General features: G+C 40.1%; 17 protein-coding genes. 8 read left to right on the forward strand and 9 right to left on the reverse strand.

The features are described 5' to 3' along the window. Window positions 1–4: 4 nt before the first annotated feature. The 9 genes from ASG01_RS00455 to ASG01_RS00495 all read right to left on the reverse strand — a co-directional run bounded on the left by ASG01_RS00455 (window position 5) and on the right by ASG01_RS00495 (window position 10,683). The gene (locus ASG01_RS00455) at window positions 5–733 is read right to left on the reverse strand and encodes a DUF4280 domain-containing protein (RefSeq protein ID WP_082498268.1); all 729 of its coding nucleotides are present in this window, start codon (window positions 731–733) and stop codon (window positions 5–7) included. Further along, window positions 723–1,757, reverse strand: a complete 1,035-nt coding sequence (locus ASG01_RS00460; protein ID WP_055858302.1) for a hypothetical protein — start codon at window positions 1,755–1,757, stop codon at window positions 723–725. The genes ASG01_RS00455 and ASG01_RS00460 overlap by 11 nt, the downstream gene beginning before the upstream one ends. A 196-nt stretch (window positions 1,758–1,953) precedes the next feature. After that, window positions 1,954–3,099 carry a hypothetical protein gene (locus ASG01_RS00465; RefSeq protein WP_055858306.1) on the reverse strand — a complete coding sequence of 382 codons (1,146 nt, stop codon included), beginning with the start codon at window positions 3,097–3,099 and terminating at the stop codon, window positions 1,954–1,956. Next, complete coding sequence (locus ASG01_RS00470; protein WP_055858309.1) at window positions 3,096–4,013, reverse strand: TssN family type VI secretion system protein; 918 nt, start codon at window positions 4,011–4,013, stop codon at window positions 3,096–3,098. Before ASG01_RS00470 ends, ASG01_RS00465 begins: the two co-directional genes overlap by 4 nt. A gap of 35 nt (window positions 4,014–4,048) precedes the next feature. Beyond that, a complete protein-coding gene (locus ASG01_RS00475; protein WP_055858312.1) occupies window positions 4,049–4,993 on the reverse strand; it encodes a type VI secretion system baseplate subunit TssG in 945 nt (314 codons plus the stop codon). Between the two features lie 10 nt (window positions 4,994–5,003). After that, window positions 5,004–6,881, reverse strand: a complete 1,878-nt coding sequence (locus ASG01_RS00480; RefSeq protein ID WP_055858315.1) for a type VI secretion system baseplate subunit TssF — start codon at window positions 6,879–6,881, stop codon at window positions 5,004–5,006. A gap of 10 nt (window positions 6,882–6,891) precedes the next feature. Beyond that, window positions 6,892–7,332 carry a GPW/gp25 family protein gene (locus ASG01_RS00485; RefSeq protein WP_055858320.1) on the reverse strand — a complete coding sequence of 147 codons (441 nt, stop codon included), beginning with the start codon at window positions 7,330–7,332 and terminating at the stop codon, window positions 6,892–6,894. Window positions 7,333–7,344: 12 nt separating this feature from the next. After that, a complete protein-coding gene (locus ASG01_RS00490; protein WP_055858323.1) occupies window positions 7,345–8,184 on the reverse strand; it encodes a transglycosylase SLT domain-containing protein in 840 nt (279 codons plus the stop codon). A gap of 9 nt (window positions 8,185–8,193) precedes the next feature. Further along, window positions 8,194–10,683: an ATP-dependent Clp protease ATP-binding subunit gene (locus ASG01_RS00495; protein ID WP_055858326.1), complete on the reverse strand. Its 2,490-nt coding sequence runs from the start codon at window positions 10,681–10,683 to the stop codon at window positions 8,194–8,196. A 452-nt stretch (window positions 10,684–11,135) separates the two neighbouring features. Between ASG01_RS00495 and ASG01_RS00500 the strand changes: the two genes are divergently transcribed. From ASG01_RS00500 to ASG01_RS00535, 8 genes are all read left to right on the forward strand, one after another. Beyond that, window positions 11,136–11,693: a hypothetical protein gene (locus ASG01_RS00500; RefSeq protein WP_055858330.1), complete on the forward strand. Its 558-nt coding sequence runs from the start codon at window positions 11,136–11,138 to the stop codon at window positions 11,691–11,693. A 51-nt stretch (window positions 11,694–11,744) separates the two neighbouring features. After that, entirely contained in the window at window positions 11,745–12,176 is a 432-nt protein-coding gene (locus ASG01_RS00505; protein WP_157844166.1) for a lipocalin-like domain-containing protein, read from the forward strand. Between the two features lie 21 nt (window positions 12,177–12,197). After that, window positions 12,198–13,166 carry an NAD(P)H-quinone oxidoreductase gene (locus ASG01_RS00510; protein ID WP_055858338.1) on the forward strand — a complete coding sequence of 323 codons (969 nt, stop codon included), beginning with the start codon at window positions 12,198–12,200 and terminating at the stop codon, window positions 13,164–13,166. Between the two features lie 293 nt (window positions 13,167–13,459). After that, complete coding sequence (locus ASG01_RS00515; protein WP_055858342.1) at window positions 13,460–14,500, forward strand: cupin domain-containing protein; 1,041 nt, start codon at window positions 13,460–13,462, stop codon at window positions 14,498–14,500. Between the two features lie 45 nt (window positions 14,501–14,545). After that, a complete protein-coding gene (locus tag ASG01_RS00520) occupies window positions 14,546–15,280 on the forward strand; it encodes a M17 family peptidase N-terminal domain-containing protein (RefSeq protein WP_055858345.1) in 735 nt (244 codons plus the stop codon). A gap of 25 nt (window positions 15,281–15,305) precedes the next feature. Further along, window positions 15,306–16,010 carry a YoaK family protein gene (locus tag ASG01_RS00525; protein ID WP_055858348.1) on the forward strand — a complete coding sequence of 235 codons (705 nt, stop codon included), beginning with the start codon at window positions 15,306–15,308 and terminating at the stop codon, window positions 16,008–16,010. 4 nt (window positions 16,011–16,014) lie between these two features. After that, the gene (locus tag ASG01_RS00530; RefSeq protein WP_055858351.1) at window positions 16,015–16,476 is read left to right on the forward strand and encodes a redoxin domain-containing protein; all 462 of its coding nucleotides are present in this window, start codon (window positions 16,015–16,017) and stop codon (window positions 16,474–16,476) included. Window positions 16,477–16,479: 3 nt separating this feature from the next. Further along, complete coding sequence (locus ASG01_RS00535) at window positions 16,480–16,995, forward strand: DsbA family protein (protein WP_055858353.1); 516 nt, start codon at window positions 16,480–16,482, stop codon at window positions 16,993–16,995. Window positions 16,996–17,024: the final 29 nt, after the last annotated feature.

Raw genomic sequence — 17,024 nt, forward strand, 5'->3', positions numbered from 1 at the left:
TAATTTACCAAGCTTCTCCTTCTTTACCGTTGATTTCTTCCTTAAATTCTTCAAAATCCATAATAGGATTGTATGTGCGCTGTTCTTTCGGATCTGCTTTTTTCACGCTGCCTTTTCCGGCCTGACTTTGCTGCCCGTGTTTCATCACCGTGATTTTTCCGCCAACGGTGCACATCAGTTCAGAAATTTCGGTAAGAGGCTTTTTACCCATGATTTTTATCTTCTCGTAGGTTTTTTTCCATTTTCCGGCTGGAGCGTACGAACAAGGATTCCCGTTTTTTACGCCGCATGTTCCAAACGGTGTTGCCGGCGGATTAAAAGTAAGATCATCTTCGGTCACCGCCAGAAAATCAGCTTCGCCATTTGCGTCATTCCAGTAATGTTTCTGGTGACTCGTCACTTTAAATTTCGGAAATTTGGCGCCTTTATCGCAACAAGCCATTCCTTTCTGTATCACAAAATATTTATCGTCGTGCTCGCTTTTGCTGTCCTCCTTCTTTTTATCTTCCTTTTTCTCCTCTTCCTGTTCTTCTTTTTTATCTTCAGTTTCTTCTTTCTGTTCTGAACTTTTTTCCGTGGAAGCACTGTCACCAGGCACTTCTACGTAGGTCGTCCCTTCTTCCTCAAAATCACTTTCATGGAAATGGTCAACTGACAGATCATAGTCATTTTTCTGAGAAGAAAATGCTGACTGATTGTCTTTGCTGTTAAAAAGATCAGAGTTATTGGGCATTTTGCGTCAGTTTTAAAATTTGTTTGCTATAAAGTTCATTATCAGTTTTCAATACCAAAGAAACCTCTGCTTCAGTCATTTTTTTGGTGAATTTATTGGTGGTATATCTGAAGTCGATTTCACCATCAGCAGGTTCCTCGGGCTCCTTATCAAAACGTACTCCGCGCAGCAATTCCTGGAGGCTGAGTGGGTCGCTGATATTTCCTCTAATAAAAGTTTGTACCATTTCGCTGTCTGTGTGATCATATTCTGCAGACATCTCACATTTTATTTTAAATGAATTCTGAATCAGATAAAACGCTTCCGTCCAGTTTCCTGTTTTGTGAAACCATTCCATTTTCGGAAACAGAAGCTGATAAAGCAAAGTAGAGGAAAGCTGTTTTACAGTAAATTCTTCATTGCTTAAACTTTGATTGAATTTATTTAAATATTTCTGATAAACTTCTCCCACATAAAAATCTTCAAGATCCGGTCTTTTATTGTCAAATCTCTTTTTTAAATCTTCAAAAAGGTAAATACCTGAGATTTTTCCCTGCATCGGCACGAGAAACGCAATCGGGTAGATGCTTTCCATGCACGCCAGCGCCACAGAGCTCATTTTATCATCGGGCGTATTGTCGTTTTTTTTGAAGTCATAACAGCGGACTTCTGCAATTTCCTCCGGCAGATTATTTTCCTTATTTCTGAAATTAACGTCAACTGAATATTCGAGTTCGAAAGTATTTTCAGTCAGACCTGAAAAGCTTTCTTTTATATTGTATTTTTTAGCGTAAAAATCTCTCGTAACACTTGCTGGAGGAAGTTCTTTGGCTTTTTCTTTTCGTACTTCTTCAGGATTTTTATATTCTTTCGGGATGATGATCTGCCTCACACCCACAAGATTATTAAACCAGAGCTTATCCATTTTTTCACAGTTGGCATTGTGAAATTCTTTCAGCTGATCACCTGTCATTCCTACTTTCTGACCAATCGTATCCAGCGTCTCGCCAGACTGTACATCATATATCAGAATATCTTCAACCATACTTTTTCGTTGTTTTTTGGAATAAGAGTTTTCATTCTTATAAATTTAAAAAAGTTATTTCAAATAATCCCACAGAAAAAATACCATTTAAAAAAGTGTAGTAATTCTACGACATAGGAGAATTAATAAAAAATCCCCAAAAAATGATTCTCAGGGATTTATATTTTTTTATTTAAACTGTAATGATACAAATGGGTTAATCAATAACGCTCCAGCCTTTCTTCGGATCGTTGTTTGAAATAATTTCCTGCTCGTTGACAATGATATTTTCTTTTCTCTGACCGATATAATCGAGCTCGCTCAGCTTTCCGAAGATCAGTTCAAGACTTTTCATCATCTGGTTTATATTAAAGAAATATTCGCCCGTATTGTGATGGTCATACGTAATTTCTGCCGTGGTGGTGAGCTGATTTAAAATGGAATGTGGCGTGATTTCGCTCCACTCAAGGCTGTAATTCAGCATTTCTTCGAGTTCGGCCTGTATCATCATCTGCGTGTCGTTATACAGCTGTAGGGCCAGTTTGGAAAAAATGTTAATCAGGAAAATCGGCGGCTGCTCGGTCACCACATTTTTAAACATAAAGTAGTTTTCGCCCAGATGTTTAATAATGGTTTTGCAGAGCGTTTTCACGTTATCTGCCAGTGCAATATTCTGGTTTTTATGGGCTGTTTTCTGAATGATTTTGAAGGCGTACTGGCGAAGATTACCTAGCGAATTGGAAAAGCTTCCGTAATATTCAATCAGTTTCGGATGGCTGTCGATCGTGTTGCACGGGGGAATAAAATTAGCATCGATCTGTGCCATTCCGGAACGCATCGAAACTTTACCCAAAACGAGATAATTCCCCCCGGAATAGCTGCTGTTCAGGATAGAAACATCAACAAGCTCGATTCGGTAATTGGGTTTGGTAAAAGGATGTCTCGGCGGGATTTCATCTGCGTCAATATCACCGAAAGAAACATGATCAAAAGGATTTACAGAGGCAAGAATATAAAAGTCACCATCCATTTCTTCCTGGTCCTGAGTCATGTTTTTAGCCAGATTCCTGATGTTGACTTTATGGTCAAATAGCTCAATACGGTAACCGGCCAAAGTAATCGCTGTGCATTTTTTGATGATCAGCTGCGCATCATTGGTTGCCGTATTCTGAAGTTCAAATATGGTTTTGTCGCCAAACCGGTCATTGATCGGAAGCAGTCCAAAATTATAAGAATTGACAGTAAGTGAGTTTGAATCCCTGATCGAATCGATCACAAAATCTTCCTGCTGTACAAGGTGATCTTTTGAAATTTTCATCCCGTCTACCCAGTTGACGGCGAAATGTTTTATCGGTTGTATCATAATGTCGTGCTTATTTGGTTGGCAATATTACCTTCTTCCTGATGTCTGATTACTCTTTTGCAGATAATCGTCTGGTTTTCGGTAATCTTGTTTTCGTTAATATCCTGTTCGAAATCGATGTATTTTCTGATGCTGAAAAACGAACGCTTAATGTAAAAAATCCAGTAATAGGGCTCGTTGGCTGCATCGATAAGCTTAATTGTCGCATTTGGGTTTTTGTGATTGTAATCATCAACCACTCGGTGAAACCAGTCACCAAAAGTGATGCCTGTGGGTAGCGTTTTAGCTTTTACGATAAACCGCTGCTGATCTTCTGAGTTTTTGCTGAGCTCAACATTTAATACCATTAATTTATCAAAATCAACACCCTGAAAATTGTGAGGCTTTTTATCCGGATCAAATCTCCATGTTTTATAAATATCAAACGGAATGCTGATAAACTGTATGTAGCAGTAATAAAAAATGAGCGGAACGATAAAAATAACGAGGCTTGTTGCCGCCATATATTCGTTTCCGAGACCCTTGCTCATCCAGCTGAAAATCAGAGTAAAAATAAACCCTCCGAATAAAATGCAGGTGAAACTTAAAACCGTTTCAAATAAAATACTCATCCACAGTTTGTCAATATGCTTTCTGAAATAATGATGGAGCAGGTTGACATGAAGAACGCCCAATGCCAGAAAAACAAGCTGCGAAAAAAGATACCAGTATGGATTGAAAAGGTTTCCCGAAAATCCTAAAAATCCGGGCAAAGCGAGACAGAGACCGGCAATAAGAACATATAAAATGATATGTTTTACCTTGATAGCGGGTTTCCCTCTGCGGATCATCGCGAGAATAAACACAAGAATTCCCGTGATGATGGGCATCAGAAGATACCGTAAAAATATTCCTTTGACAGAACCTAATTCCATGTTTTGAGGTTGTTTTTGTTTTTTTTAATTATATATCAAATATACGTGGAATAGCCTAAACGGTTTGTGTTTTCACCCGCATTTATGATAAAAGAATTGTCTTTTTTTTCTGTAATAAATTTTTCTTCGATTTTTACAGAAATAGGTATCAGATAGTCGTAAATACTTTCCAGAAGCCTGCGGAAATCGGTTCCTTCTACAAATCTGTGAATCTCCTCATACGGAACCGGCCCGATCGTAATTTCCCAGTTTCTTTCGCCGTCCATATGCTTTCCGTTTGGTATCAGCGTGATACCGAGTTTTGCAGTTCCGAGAGACGTAATTCCGGATTCATCATCTTTATTGTCAATCCTGTTCGGAACAAAATCGATTTTGACAGGCATTCTCAGAAAAGCGGTGAGAAATCTTTCAATCCATCGTTTTTTGCCTCTCACTTCATGCAGAAACGGAAGAATGTAGAAGAAGATCTTTGCCGTTTCCAGATCGACCTTTTCTAATAAGGGCCAGATTTCTTTAAAAACTTTAATTAAAGTGTCAGACTGATCTGCAATATCAAACTCAGTTTCTTTAAGCAAAGCAGAAACTTCGGTATAGAAAAACTCCTGCTCAAAAGGCTGAAAGAAATTTCTGGCGTTTTCCTCAACTTCTTTCTGCTTGCGGATTTCTTTTACAACACTCTCGACACCGCGTTTAGAAGCCGTTCCGAGCGATGGCGGATGAAAAAGCCCTTCCGGAAGATAATCGTAAATACTCTCGCGGTATGTTTCCATAATGATCGTTTCATTATCCAGACCATAATACGTGGAGTATATATTTTTGATATCTTTAAGATAAGGCCGGTCATTGATACCGACTTTTTTAATGAATATACTTGAGCTGCTGTTGTAATACTTTAGAAGATTTGCGGCGACAGATTCTATTTTAAAATCTGTGCTGAGTTTATTGTATTTCAGCTCTGAAACATGTAATGATTTTGCCATATTATAAAAATTAAACCTCCAGATGCATTGCATCTTCTACGATAATTACACGGTATTCTACACCGTCGATCGCTTTTGCTTTGATGTTGTTTTTTAAAACATCAGCAAGATGGTCCCAGTATTTCCTTCCGTAAAATGAATAGTTATGAGGCAAAATCTCTACATCTACCGTCCGTACAAAACCTTCTCTCGGCTTGTCACTGATCATCGTTCCGCGTTTTACGGTGACATTTTTCAGCTCAGAATTCAGCATCATTTTACAGTAATTTTTCACATCTTCAGCCGAAATGATCTTATCACGGCTTGTAAGGGCATATTTGTACGCAAGAATAGTATCAGACTGTTTTTTCTCTTCAGCGCCGCCGGTGGTTTCGGTTAGTAAAGTAATGACATGGAATTTCTTCTGTGAATTCAGTTCAGATCCCGGCCGGATGCTGTTGGCCAGTGAGGAGTGGCAAACCCAGAAAGAAGCGTAGGTATGTACAGAATTATCCAGCGGTTCAATAATTACATAATTGACGTCTTCTTTTAATTCTTTATTTGCCTGATCAACTTTTTTCATCAGACCTTTCATTTTAGATGAAATTTCGCCCAAAACATCTTTCACCTTATCGCGGTTGATGATTGCAAAAGCGGCCACCTCATCCCGCAGAAGTTCCATCACATGAGACATCAGATCCGTCGCATTCCTTTGTGTGAACCGCTCCATTCCTCCTTTTCTTACAGTGAAAAGTCCTTTTTCGATCTCATCATTGGGCGTGAAAGGAATCTCTGAATAGCGTTTTCCCATGCCGTCGACCACTTCTTCCACATAGAGAAAAAATTCTTCATCGCTGGTTTCCATCGGGATGTTGTTTCCCATGATATCAAGATTGTATTCCGTTTTTTTCCAGCCTCGGTTGTACACCGGAAAAGCATTGAGTATAAACGAAAAGTTTTCTAAAATCTCTGACGTAAACTGCGGTGGAAACTCCATTTTCAGCCACAGAATTTTTTTGTTTCTGAAAGGATCATAAGCCGGACTTCCGTCGTCAATATTCTCAGGAAACCCGTTCTGGATTTTTTTAAAGAGGGTAGGATAGATGCCGCTGACCTCTATGAATTTATGGTGATAAAGATTTTTTACATCTTCTTTTATTTTATAGCGAATGCTTCTTTCTTCAAATATGCCTTCGTAGCCTTCAATCTCAGGCATTTCATTATAGCTGATTCCCGCAGAAACTTCCAGCGGGATATTTTGATGAAATATTTTAATGTGAGGCAGAAGACGGTACACAAAATCTACTTTTTCGTAGGTAGGATTTGAGCAGTAAAGAGTGAATTTTTCCGGGAAATGATCTGCGCTGTAATTGCTGACATCAATGCCGATCATCACATTTCGGTAATCTGCAACATCTGCAGAAATCCGCTGGATAGGAATTTTATTTAACTGCTCATCAATATGGTACACCGTGTTTCCGGCCACCATCAGAACGGTCTGTGCTTTTACAAGATTTACATTTTCTACAGGCGTGAATGGAATTTCTACCTGCTTGTCAGACTGCGTCTTCCGGAAAGAATTCAGATGCTTTTTAAAGAAAAATTCAGAATGTTCCATCAGAATTTCCGTGTCTTCATCGGGCATACAGTACGCAACAGCGTGTGCAGGCGTCGGATGGGTATAGTTGGTCGGCGTCAGCAGTTTGGCGAGCCGCTCGAGAATTCTGCCGTTGATGGTCTGAATTTCATTATTGGCTTTAAAAACTTCCGTACTGAACGCATCAATAAGCAGTTTTACAAAGGGATCCAGAGACTGTATGCTTTTCAGCCCCCAAAGTTTGGTCGCATTCTGCAGCATTCTTGCCTTGATGACTTCCTTCGAAAAAGTATGTTGCTGGTCGAAACTCATAATTTTAAATTTAATCGATTGACATGGGGCTCAAAAATAATTCGGTAGAAAAGTTGAACCGCTCACCGGTAGCTTCCAGCTGCGCATTGATGCCCACTTTTACTTTTTTCTTTACTTCACTGAATCCTCGTGTTTCATAGCTGTGTTCTACGTAATTAATATGTGCCTGCACCACTGCATTTGTGAGTCTTGGTTCATGCTCCAAAATCTGTCTCTGGAGGCTGGTTACAAAAAGATTTTCCCATTTTGCGGGTGTAACGCCATTATCAAATTCCACGCTCCATACGTCATTACCGTAATTTTCATCGTAGCGGTTTTCACCTTTTTTGGTGATGATCAGAAGCATGATATTCTGTGCAATACTTTCCGCAATATCACACGTTTCTATCTGGCCGTTGCTGGTCATTAAGGTAGATGGATTAAAGGGAATTCTGTAGTTTTGACTTTCCATATTTTTGGCAGATCAGTTTTTAAGAGAGCTTGATAATATCCGGTTTTTATTCATCAAAAAATTGACCATCAGATCCTGTGGAAGATAAAATTCGCTTTCGCCTTTTTCGTTCAGTTTCTGTTCTATATTAGGATTCCAGGCAAGGATCTGTTCTTTTTTAATACCCAATGAAGTCGCAATGGTTTCGATCTTGAACGCACCGTTTAATCTGGTCTCAACCAAATCTTCCTGCGAAGCTGAAAAATCTGATTTGAAAGGCTTTTGAGCATTCTTACCTCCGGTAAAATTTTTATAATCATTCAAAACCTGCTGCAGCTCACCAGAAGCATAACAGGCATTCAGGTATTTTTTCACATGATTCTGCGTCTCAGCCGGCAGATACTGGTCAAAATCGGTATACACCCTGGAATTGGCTCTGTTCATCGCCTTCTGTATATTTCCCTCGCCACAGTTATAAGCCGCCACTACGGTAATCCAGTTTCCGTATTTTTTATACAGATTTTTTAAAGATATAGCCGCAGTTTTTGTGCTTTGATACATATCAGAACGGTTTTCATCAGAAAGTCCGTATCCGTTGGCATGTTCGCTCATAAACTGCCATAATCCTTTCGCTCCTGCGCTGGAAGTCTGTGTATGGTCTAAACCGGATTCTATCACCGCGAGATTTTTCAGATGGCGCGGAATTCCTTTATTAACGAAAGTATATTCGATATAATCAATCAGCTGCCTGTTACTTTTCAGCATCGCTTTATACCGCATTACGCTTTTTTCAGAAGTGTCAGAAGGTGCAAGACCCTGCGCTGAAAATTGTACAGCACAGAAAAGACAGATAGAAAGAATGATCTTTTTCAATGGTAAATTTTAATTTGACAGTGTTTCCCAGGTTACTTCTTCGTTTTCCTTATTCCAGCCGACATTTATTGTTTGCCCTGCTTTCACTTCTTCACGCACTATTTTTTTAGAAATCGGTCTTGCCAGCTGCGCACGTATAACGCCTGAAATCTGACGTGCCCCATATTTACTGCTGAAACCGTTCAGTGCCAGATTTTTTATGGCTTCGCCACTGATGTTGAAATCAATACCCAGTTTTGTCAGCGCTTTTCGCAGTGACTTCAGCTGAATGCTGAAAATCTTTTCGGCCATATCTTCATTGATCGGCGCAAACGGAATAATCTCCGTAATTCTCGCCAGAAACTCAGGTCTGAATCTGCCTGATTCCGTCATAATCTTCATCAGATTTTTGGACGTTGGAATTTCATTTTTTTCAAAATGCTTCACAATTTCTTCGCTGCCGATATTTGATGTAAATAAAATAAGAGAATTGCTGAAATCACCTTCTTTTCCTAATTTATCATGTATTTTTCCTTCATCCATAATCTGGAGAAAAACATCAAAAACCGAACTGTGTGCTTTTTCAATTTCATCAAAAAGAACAACAGAGTAGGGCTGCTGACGGATTTTATTTACGAGCATTCCGCCTTCTTCATATCCTACATATCCAGGAGGCGCACCGTAAAGTAGTGCCGCCGAATGTTCTTCTTTAAATTCAGACATATCAAAACGGATCATCGCAGATTCATCATTGAACAGCAGTTCGGCGACAGATTTTGCCAGTTCTGTTTTCCCGGTACCGGTAGGCCCGAGAAGAAAAAATGATCCAATCGGTTGCCCTGGTTTATTAAGTCCGCTTCGGTTTTCGACAATCGCATCAGCGAGGGTTTTCAACGCATGATCCTGTCCCACGACTCTTTTAATGAGCATTTCTTCCATATTCAGAAGCTTCTCCTTTTCTTTCGCCTGAATTTTACCGATCGGAATTCCCGTTTTTGATGCCATCACAGCGGCCAGTTCAAGTTTCCCGACTTTTTCTCTTTTGATGGAAGCCAGCTGAATTAGTTCAGAAAAGGTTTTTTCAATAATTTCTTTGATGTGAGCAATTCCCATTGAGTTTTCGAGCGTGTGCTGCTCAGAAAGCGATCCCCAGAGAATAGGGCTCAGTTTATTCTGAAGAAGATTGAAATTCCAGATGAGTTCGTCTGCCAAAAGCGGATCTTCAGCATCACCTTCGGCAATAATCTGATCGTAGTTTTCTTTCCAGGTTTTCAGTTCGTTTTCAGAAAGTTCATCAAGCATTTTAATAGAAGCCATGGTTCTGTCGAGCAGATCAATCGCAGAATCCGGAAGTTTTTTACCTTTAGAATACCGTTTGGCAAGACTCACGCAGTCTTTCAGAGCGCTTCTGTCAACTTCTACTTTATGGTGATCTTTGTAACCGTCCAGCAAAACATCAATCATCTTCACGCAGGTAATTTCATCTGGTTCTTCAACATTCAATACTTCAAAACGGCGGTCGAATGCGCGTTCCGGTTCAATAATTTTGCGGTATTCTTCCTGTGTCGTGGCGCCGATGACGGTGATTTCTCCACGTGCCAGCTCGGGTTTTAAAAGATTGGCAACATTGCCTGCACTTCCTTTGCTGTCTAACAGCGAATGGATTTCATCAATGAAAAGCACGGCTTTATTAATGCTTTTGCATTCATTTATTACTTTTTTCAGGCGGTCTTCGATTTCGCCCTTATAGGAAGTTCCGGCAAGTAAAGCGCCGGTATCGAGTTCCAGGAGTGTGGCTTCTTTCAGTAATTCAGGAACATTGCCTTTATTAATTTCTATTGCAAAGCCTTCGAGTAAAGCGGTTTTACCAACGCCGGGTTCTCCGACAATAATCACGTTGGGTTTGGTGCGTCTGCATAAAATCTCAATCAGCATCCGCAGTTCTTTATCGCGGCCTACGATATGATCGAGTTTACCATTTCTGGCCTGTTCTGTTTTATCAACACAGTAGCTGCTGATGGCAGGAAACGTACTTTTGTCCTGTGACCGGTTGCCGGTTAATTTATTTTCTTCAATATTTATTTTCTTTTCTTCACCTCTGAAAACATTGAGAATTTCATGCTCACGCAGCGGAAAAGATTTTAATTCCTGAACAGAATAGGTGACATTCGGTTTGGAAATCGAAGCCAGTAAGCACAATGGAGAAATCTCATCCAATCCCAGTTTTGATCTGATGTCATCGGCTTCATCCAGAACACGGCCGACCTTTTCATCCTGTGAAATCTCCTCCGGCAGATGCGTTGTTTTTACATACTCTTCAATGCGCACCTCAGCCCACTCAAAAATGTACCCCGGATCTTTATCAATGCCCACTAAAAATTCTTTTAAACCAAAGCTGCTGTGCAGAACGGCCTGTAAGATATGTGCGGCTCCGTAGGTAGCATTATAGTTCTCACGCGCTATGGATTTAGCAATATGGAAAACCTCTTTCGTGGTTTCATTGGTAATTAATACACTCATATTTTAGATTTTGATGAAGATAAAGGTATTTATGTTGGTTTTATCTAATGCAGTATTGTTAATAATCAGCAATAACCTCTGCAATATCGAGAAAAAATGGTGCCAGCAAAGCATAAATGTACACATTTTACCATTAATTAATGCTAAAAAAATGAACTCACTCTTCATCAGGATAATGGAGAATTTACTCAGACTGAAATAGGTCAGAATTTTTTGTATGAGCGTCACACAGTTCTTTTTTATTTTCTTTAAAGCGGACCCTTTAATGAGAAAATTTCAACGGTAAATTTAGAGGGTTTTCTAACAGAATGGACACGCTGTGCAACTGCAATCTTTAAATTGTAAACTCCACCGACTCCTTTTGCCTTTTCACCGAACATCGATTGATTTTGAATTTCTCTGATGATAGCTTTACATCAACAAATTAATCAAACAACTTAAATCAAAAAATTATGGAAATCCTGCAAACACCCGAAAACGCATTGTCCCATTCTACCGTTACAGCGATTATCAATGCTCCAATTGAAAAAGTAAATATCGCAGATTGGCTGCTCAACCTTCCTGATGCGGAATATCAAAGATGTTCTACGCAGCATATCGGCGCGGCAATCTCTTCCACTTACGATGGCGAACCTGTTTCTCTGAATGTTGAAACCATCGGAGATGCATTGATGGTTCAGCATTATGTCGCAGTTATTCACCGTCCGGATTACTGCAGAATGCTCTCTATTTCAGATTCGATTACTCAAAACGGCAGAACAAAAGTTCAGGTTTTATGGGAATTGAAAGCAACAAAAATCGACGACAAGACAACTTTGTACACTAACGAAATTCACGCGACAGCAACGCCGGAAATGTTTGAATATCTGAAAAAACACAACGTGAATCTTGCTGATGCAGCCGCTTCAAGACAGGCCGCTTCCGACTCACACAACCACGAAGAAACGCCCAACTTTGCAAAAAGCATCGAAAACAAGGCTCTGACAGGGAAATATAATCAGCCTTTCTAAATTAAAAACTTAATGAGCGTATTTCGGTACGCTCATTTCATTGTAAATGGTATGGAAACACTTTTTCAAAAACTGATCGGAACCTGGACTTTGGTAGAGCTCATCGAAATTCCTTTAAATGGTGGCGAAAATTCCCATCCGATGGGCGAAAATCCAAAAGGACTGATTATGTACAGTGCTGATGGTTTTATGTCGGCACAGATTATGAATCTTAACCGAAAAAATGCTGACCTGAAACATCATTCTGAGCAAAACACAGAAGAAACTTCGGACTATCTTGCCTATTCTGGACCTTTCGAAACGGATGACAAAAAAAAGACGGTAAGCCACAAAATGTTTGTTTCACTTTTCCCAAGCTGGACTGGAGAAACACAAAAGAGAAATGTCCGCTTTGAAGATGAATTTCTGTACCTCGAAACTGAGAAACCATTCCTCCGGAATTCGCGTATGGTAAAGCATCGGCTGACCTGGAAAAGGGTTTAAAATAAATTTAAAAATTATAAAATGAAAGCAATTGTTATTACAGAATACGGTGGTCCCGACGTCTTGAAAGTAAAGGATTTGCCGACTCCCGAGATTTCCGGAGACGAAGTATTGATTGAAGTAAAAGCAGCCGGGCTCAACCGTTCCGATGTTTTTCAGCGGGAAGGCAATTATCCTGCGCCAAAAGGAGCTTCCGCAGAAATTCCGGGGTTGGAACTTGCCGGAACTGTCGTAAAATGCGGACCTGATGTGAAAGATTTTACAGTGGGCGACAAAGTTTGTGCACTTTTAGCAGGCGGAGGTTATGCAGAATATGTTGGAGTAAGAGAAGGTCAATGTTTACCCATTCCGGGAGATTTGAGTTTTGCGGAAGCGGCAAGTTTGCCTGAAACCGTTTTCACTGTCTGGTCGAATGTTTTCGAGAGAGGAAATTTAAAATCCGGAGAAACGTTATTGATTCACGGCGGAAACAGCGGAATTGGGATTACGGGAATTCAAATTGCACACGCGTTGGGTTCAAAAGTAATTATCACCGTTGGTTCTGATGAAAAAGGACAGAATTGTCTGGAGCTGGGTGCCGATTCTTACATCAATTACAAAACTCAGGATTTCGAAACTGAACTGCAGGACGAAGGTGTCGACGTCATTCTCGATATGATTGGCGGTGATTATTTAGCCAAAAACATCAACATTCTGAATCCTGAAGGCAGACTCGTTCACATCAATGCGGTAAGTGGCAGCCGTGTAGACTTGGATATCTGGAAAGTGATGACCAAGCGCCTGACCGTCACCGGAAGCACTTTGAGAAGCCGTGAATATGAGTTCAAAAAACAATTGGCCAAAGAAATTCAAAAGAATGTCTGGCCTTTGATAGAATCCGGAAAATTCAGAACGGTGATTTACAAAACCTTTCCTTTTTCGGAAGCTGCAGAAGCGCACCGGTTGCTTGAAGACGGCAGTCACACGGGAAAAATTATTTTGGTGAGATAAATTTCCACCCTTTTTTATTTAAATCAAACCTAAATCCTTCTCAATCTAAATTGCGAAGGATTTTTTTTATTACTAATATTGACTTGCTTACGACTCCTGTAATTACTAAAATCAAATCGAAAGTCTTTATTCTTTACTCTTTTTTCTATCCTCTCCTCAACCATCTACCACTTTCAAATTCCCACCGATTCATTTTGCCCGTTCACCGAAAAGCACTTCAAAAAACAGTCATTTCGGGGTAGCTTTACAGTAGAAATAATGACAAACTATCATCAACTATAAAAATTAATATTATGAAAAACGAATCATTAAGTTTCAGATACGAACTGGAAAAAAAAGAACCAAGAACCAATGATGGCGGAACTACAAGAGGAGCTTCTGTAAAAGATTTCCCTGCTTCTATCGGTATTGCCGGCGTTTCTATGAGACTGCAGCCGGGAAGTATGCGAGAACTTCACTGGCACGCGAACGCCGCCGAATGGGCTTATGTAATTTCAGGAACAGTTCGCACCACCATTATTCATCCTGATGGACACAGTTATACAGATAATTTTGAGCCGGGCGATGTTTGGTATTTTCCAAAAGGTTACGGTCATTCGATTCAGGCGACGGGAACCGAAGAATGTCATTTCATTTTAATTTTCGATAACGGTAATTTTTCTGAAGACCATACGTTCAGCGTGACAGATTTTGTTTCGTCTGTTCCGCCTGAAATTGTTGCTCAGAATTTAGGATTAACATTGGAAGAAGTGGCGGCTTTACCTCAGAAGGAAGCGTATTTCGCAGCGGGAATTGTTCCGGATGAAATGTCATTTACTGCTGAAGCCCGTCCGAGTGAATCTGATATCGAACTCACAAGTTTTCACCGTTATCCTTTGCATTCCCAACAGCCGAGAATTGTTCCCGGCGGAGGTTTGCAGAGATTGGTGACGAGTAAAGAATTTCCAATCAGCAGTACAATGTCGGGGTCTGTTTTGGAATTGCAACCCGGAGCTTTGAGAGAAATGCACTGGCATCCGAATGCGGACGAATGGCAATATTTTATTTCCGGACAGGCAGAAATGTCGGTTTTCCTGGCAGAATCGACCTGCGTTACAGAGCAGTTCAGTGCCGGCGATGTGGGCTACGTTCCAATGGGAGCCGGACATTACATCAAAAATACAGGCGACACGGTTTGCAGAATTCTGATTGGTTTCAATAGCGGTCATTATGAATCAATTGATTTGAGCCAATGGTTATCCGGAAATCCGAAAGATGTAGTTGTAACCAACTTTGGTCTGAAAGAGGGCGAAATAGAGAAATTTCCGAAAGAGAAAATTTTCATTAAACCTTAATTAAAAACACATTTCATCACTTTAATCATCTAAAAATTTAATATTATGAAAACTACAAATCTTAAAAACACGCTAAAAATATTTTTATTTGCATCAATATTTATTTCCACTCCACAAATATATTCTGCTCAGACAACCGTTCAGACAACGCCTGCAAACACATCAAAAATCTGGGGGAAAGTGGACGGAATCGCCATCGAAGGAATGGTACAGGGACCTTCCACAGAGATTGCACCGTTACAGATCGCCTGCGTCTTTGAATATACAGAAGGTGATATTTTCAATTCACCACCGGCTCTTCCGGCAGCTGTAAACGGAATGGTTCACCTCGATGAAAGTCTGAAAGGCCTCATTACAGATCTCAGAAAATCCGGGAAATTTGCCGGACATTCTCTGGAAACACTGTTGATTACGCCACCTTCCGGAACTATCGGAGCAAAGAAACTGTTACTCATCGGTTTGGGAGACCGGAATAAATTCACACCAGAACTGATGCAGCAGGTTGCCAGTGTCGGGATGGAAGAAGCACTGCGCCTGGGTGTCACCAAATATGGTTTTGCAACCGATTTAAAAGATGCGGGAATAGATTCGCCAACCGCTGAAGTTGCGGGATACGGCGTGACCGGAGCCATCAATGCGTACCGAACTGAGCTTTATTTAAAGGATAAAAAAATGTCTTCATTCAAGCCGATTGAGAAAATAACATTGCTTGCCGGACCAGCGTTTTTCACCACTGCAGGAGAAGGAATTACGAAAGCCATTGGAGCATTAAACAAATAAAACGAATTGTTTAAAAGGTAAAACAATGGAACAGCCAATCATTTCCTCGCCAAAGATGACCGCTCTGTCCGGGTCAGTAAAAATGCAGGAAAGATTAGCCATATTCCTCGCGTTGATTGCAGGCTACGTGGATGCAACAGGATTGATACAGTGGAAAACCTACGTCTCTTTTATGAGTGGGAATACGACTTCACTTGGAGCGGCAGTTTCAACCGGTAAACTGGGAATCATTATCACTTCATTTACTGTTATAATTTGTTTTCTGTTAGGAATTTATGCCGGAACCTGTCTTTCGTTATGGAAGAGAGTTAAGAACCAAATATTAACATTTTACCTCGTTGCAGGAATTCTTATTTTCTATACAATAATTGCTTATTTTTATATGATCAATAATGTGGTATCTGTTGCAACGGTTGGATTTTCAATGGGAATAATGAACACGATTGTAACTTCTGTAGGCAAACAAAAAATAAATACAGACTTCGTAACCGGAACTTTGAACAGCCTGGCCAGAAATACTGCAACAATGACGATGACCACTGATAAAGCAGAAAAAGAAGAATCAAAATCGAATGCCATTCATCTTTTGCTCTTATGGTTTGGCTTTTTAGCAGGTGCTTTTATTGCTCCTTTCCTTCTCAATTATTTTGGAAAATGGACTTTGATTTTTCCTGCATTCTTACTGATAATTTGCGGATTATTTATTTCAAAAATCAACACTAAAAACTAATAGTATGTTACAAAAAAACGATGTTGCTCCGGATTTCACTTTGTATGCAACGCCTGACCAGAAAATTAAGCTTTCCGAATTCAAAGGAAAAAATGTGATCCTCGCTTTTTATCCAGCCGACTGGAGTCCGGTTTGCAGTGACCAAATGGCTTTATATAATGAAACTTTGAAGTTTTTCAAGAAATACGATGCAGAGATTTTCGGAATTTCCGTCGACAGCAAATGGTGCCACCTGGCATTTTCACAAAACAGAAATCTACATTTCCCGTTACTCGCAGATTTTGAGGCGAAAGGCGAAATCGCAAAAAAATATGGTGTTTATGACGATGAAGAAGGAGAATGCAAACGCGCACTTTTCGTTATCAACAAAGATGGTGTCATCGAATGGAGTTATCTGTCACCAACCGCAATTAATCCCGGAGCAGACGGAATTTTAGACGCTTTAGAAACCCTTAACACCAAATAAATTATGTCACTAAAACCAAACGTCAGCCAGACTGACCACGCACAAGGCAACTTAAATGCCGACCTCGTTATCGTAGAATACGGAGATTATCAATGCCCTTATTGTGGTGCCGCTTGCCCGGTTCTGAAGGAATTGATGAAGGAATTTGGAAGCCAGATCAAATTTGTTTTCAGAAACTTCCCATTGTCTGAAATGCATCAATATGCAAGACCGGCAGCTATCGCAGCGGAAGCAGCCAATCTTCAGGGGAAATTCTGGGAAATGCACGATGCGATTTATGAAAACCAGAGAGATCTGAATGAAAATTTACTGATGAAACTGGCGGAACAGTTAAAACTGAATATTCCTCAATTTGAAAAGGATTTGGAAAGTACAGAACTGGCTGACAAAGTAGATTCAGATTTTGAAAGCGGAATTATGAGCGGCGTGAACGGAACACCTTCTTTCTTTGTGAATGGAAAGAAATTCGATGGTGGAGCGGAAAATCTTTTAGAATTGGTACGGGAAAACGTGAAGTAACGTTGGAAGCTTGCCATTAATACTAACAT

The organism is Chryseobacterium sp. Leaf180 (genome assembly GCF_001424585.1).
Lineage (GTDB): Bacteria > Bacteroidota > Bacteroidia > Flavobacteriales > Weeksellaceae > Chryseobacterium.

What these genes read in the sequence shown, in the direction of transcription:
- ASG01_RS00455 (WP_082498268.1), bottom strand. Translation starts at nt 733, where the DNA reads ATGCCCAATAACTCTGATCTTTTTAACAGCAAAGACAATCAGTCAGCA.
- ASG01_RS00460 (WP_055858302.1), bottom strand. Translation starts at nt 1,757, where the DNA reads ATGGTTGAAGATATTCTGATATATGATGTACAGTCTGGCGAGACGCTG.
- ASG01_RS00465 (WP_055858306.1), bottom strand. Translation starts at nt 3,099, where the DNA reads ATGATACAACCGATAAAACATTTCGCCGTCAACTGGGTAGACGGGATG.
- ASG01_RS00470 (WP_055858309.1), bottom strand. Translation starts at nt 4,013, where the DNA reads ATGGAATTAGGTTCTGTCAAAGGAATATTTTTACGGTATCTTCTGATG.
- ASG01_RS00475 (WP_055858312.1), bottom strand. Translation starts at nt 4,993, where the DNA reads ATGGCAAAATCATTACATGTTTCAGAGCTGAAATACAATAAACTCAGC.
- ASG01_RS00480 (WP_055858315.1), bottom strand. Translation starts at nt 6,881, where the DNA reads ATGAGTTTCGACCAGCAACATACTTTTTCGAAGGAAGTCATCAAGGCA.
- ASG01_RS00485 (WP_055858320.1), bottom strand. Translation starts at nt 7,332, where the DNA reads ATGGAAAGTCAAAACTACAGAATTCCCTTTAATCCATCTACCTTAATG.
- ASG01_RS00495 (WP_055858326.1), bottom strand. Translation starts at nt 10,683, where the DNA reads ATGAGTGTATTAATTACCAATGAAACCACGAAAGAGGTTTTCCATATT.
- ASG01_RS00500 (WP_055858330.1), top strand. Translation starts at nt 11,136, where the DNA reads ATGGAAATCCTGCAAACACCCGAAAACGCATTGTCCCATTCTACCGTT.
- ASG01_RS00505 (WP_157844166.1), top strand. Translation starts at nt 11,745, where the DNA reads ATGGAAACACTTTTTCAAAAACTGATCGGAACCTGGACTTTGGTAGAG.
- ASG01_RS00510 (WP_055858338.1), top strand. Translation starts at nt 12,198, where the DNA reads ATGAAAGCAATTGTTATTACAGAATACGGTGGTCCCGACGTCTTGAAA.
- ASG01_RS00515 (WP_055858342.1), top strand. Translation starts at nt 13,460, where the DNA reads ATGAAAAACGAATCATTAAGTTTCAGATACGAACTGGAAAAAAAAGAA.
- ASG01_RS00520 (WP_055858345.1), top strand. Translation starts at nt 14,546, where the DNA reads ATGAAAACTACAAATCTTAAAAACACGCTAAAAATATTTTTATTTGCA.
- ASG01_RS00525 (WP_055858348.1), top strand. Translation starts at nt 15,306, where the DNA reads ATGGAACAGCCAATCATTTCCTCGCCAAAGATGACCGCTCTGTCCGGG.
- ASG01_RS00530 (WP_055858351.1), top strand. Translation starts at nt 16,015, where the DNA reads ATGTTACAAAAAAACGATGTTGCTCCGGATTTCACTTTGTATGCAACG.
- ASG01_RS00535 (WP_055858353.1), top strand. Translation starts at nt 16,480, where the DNA reads ATGTCACTAAAACCAAACGTCAGCCAGACTGACCACGCACAAGGCAAC.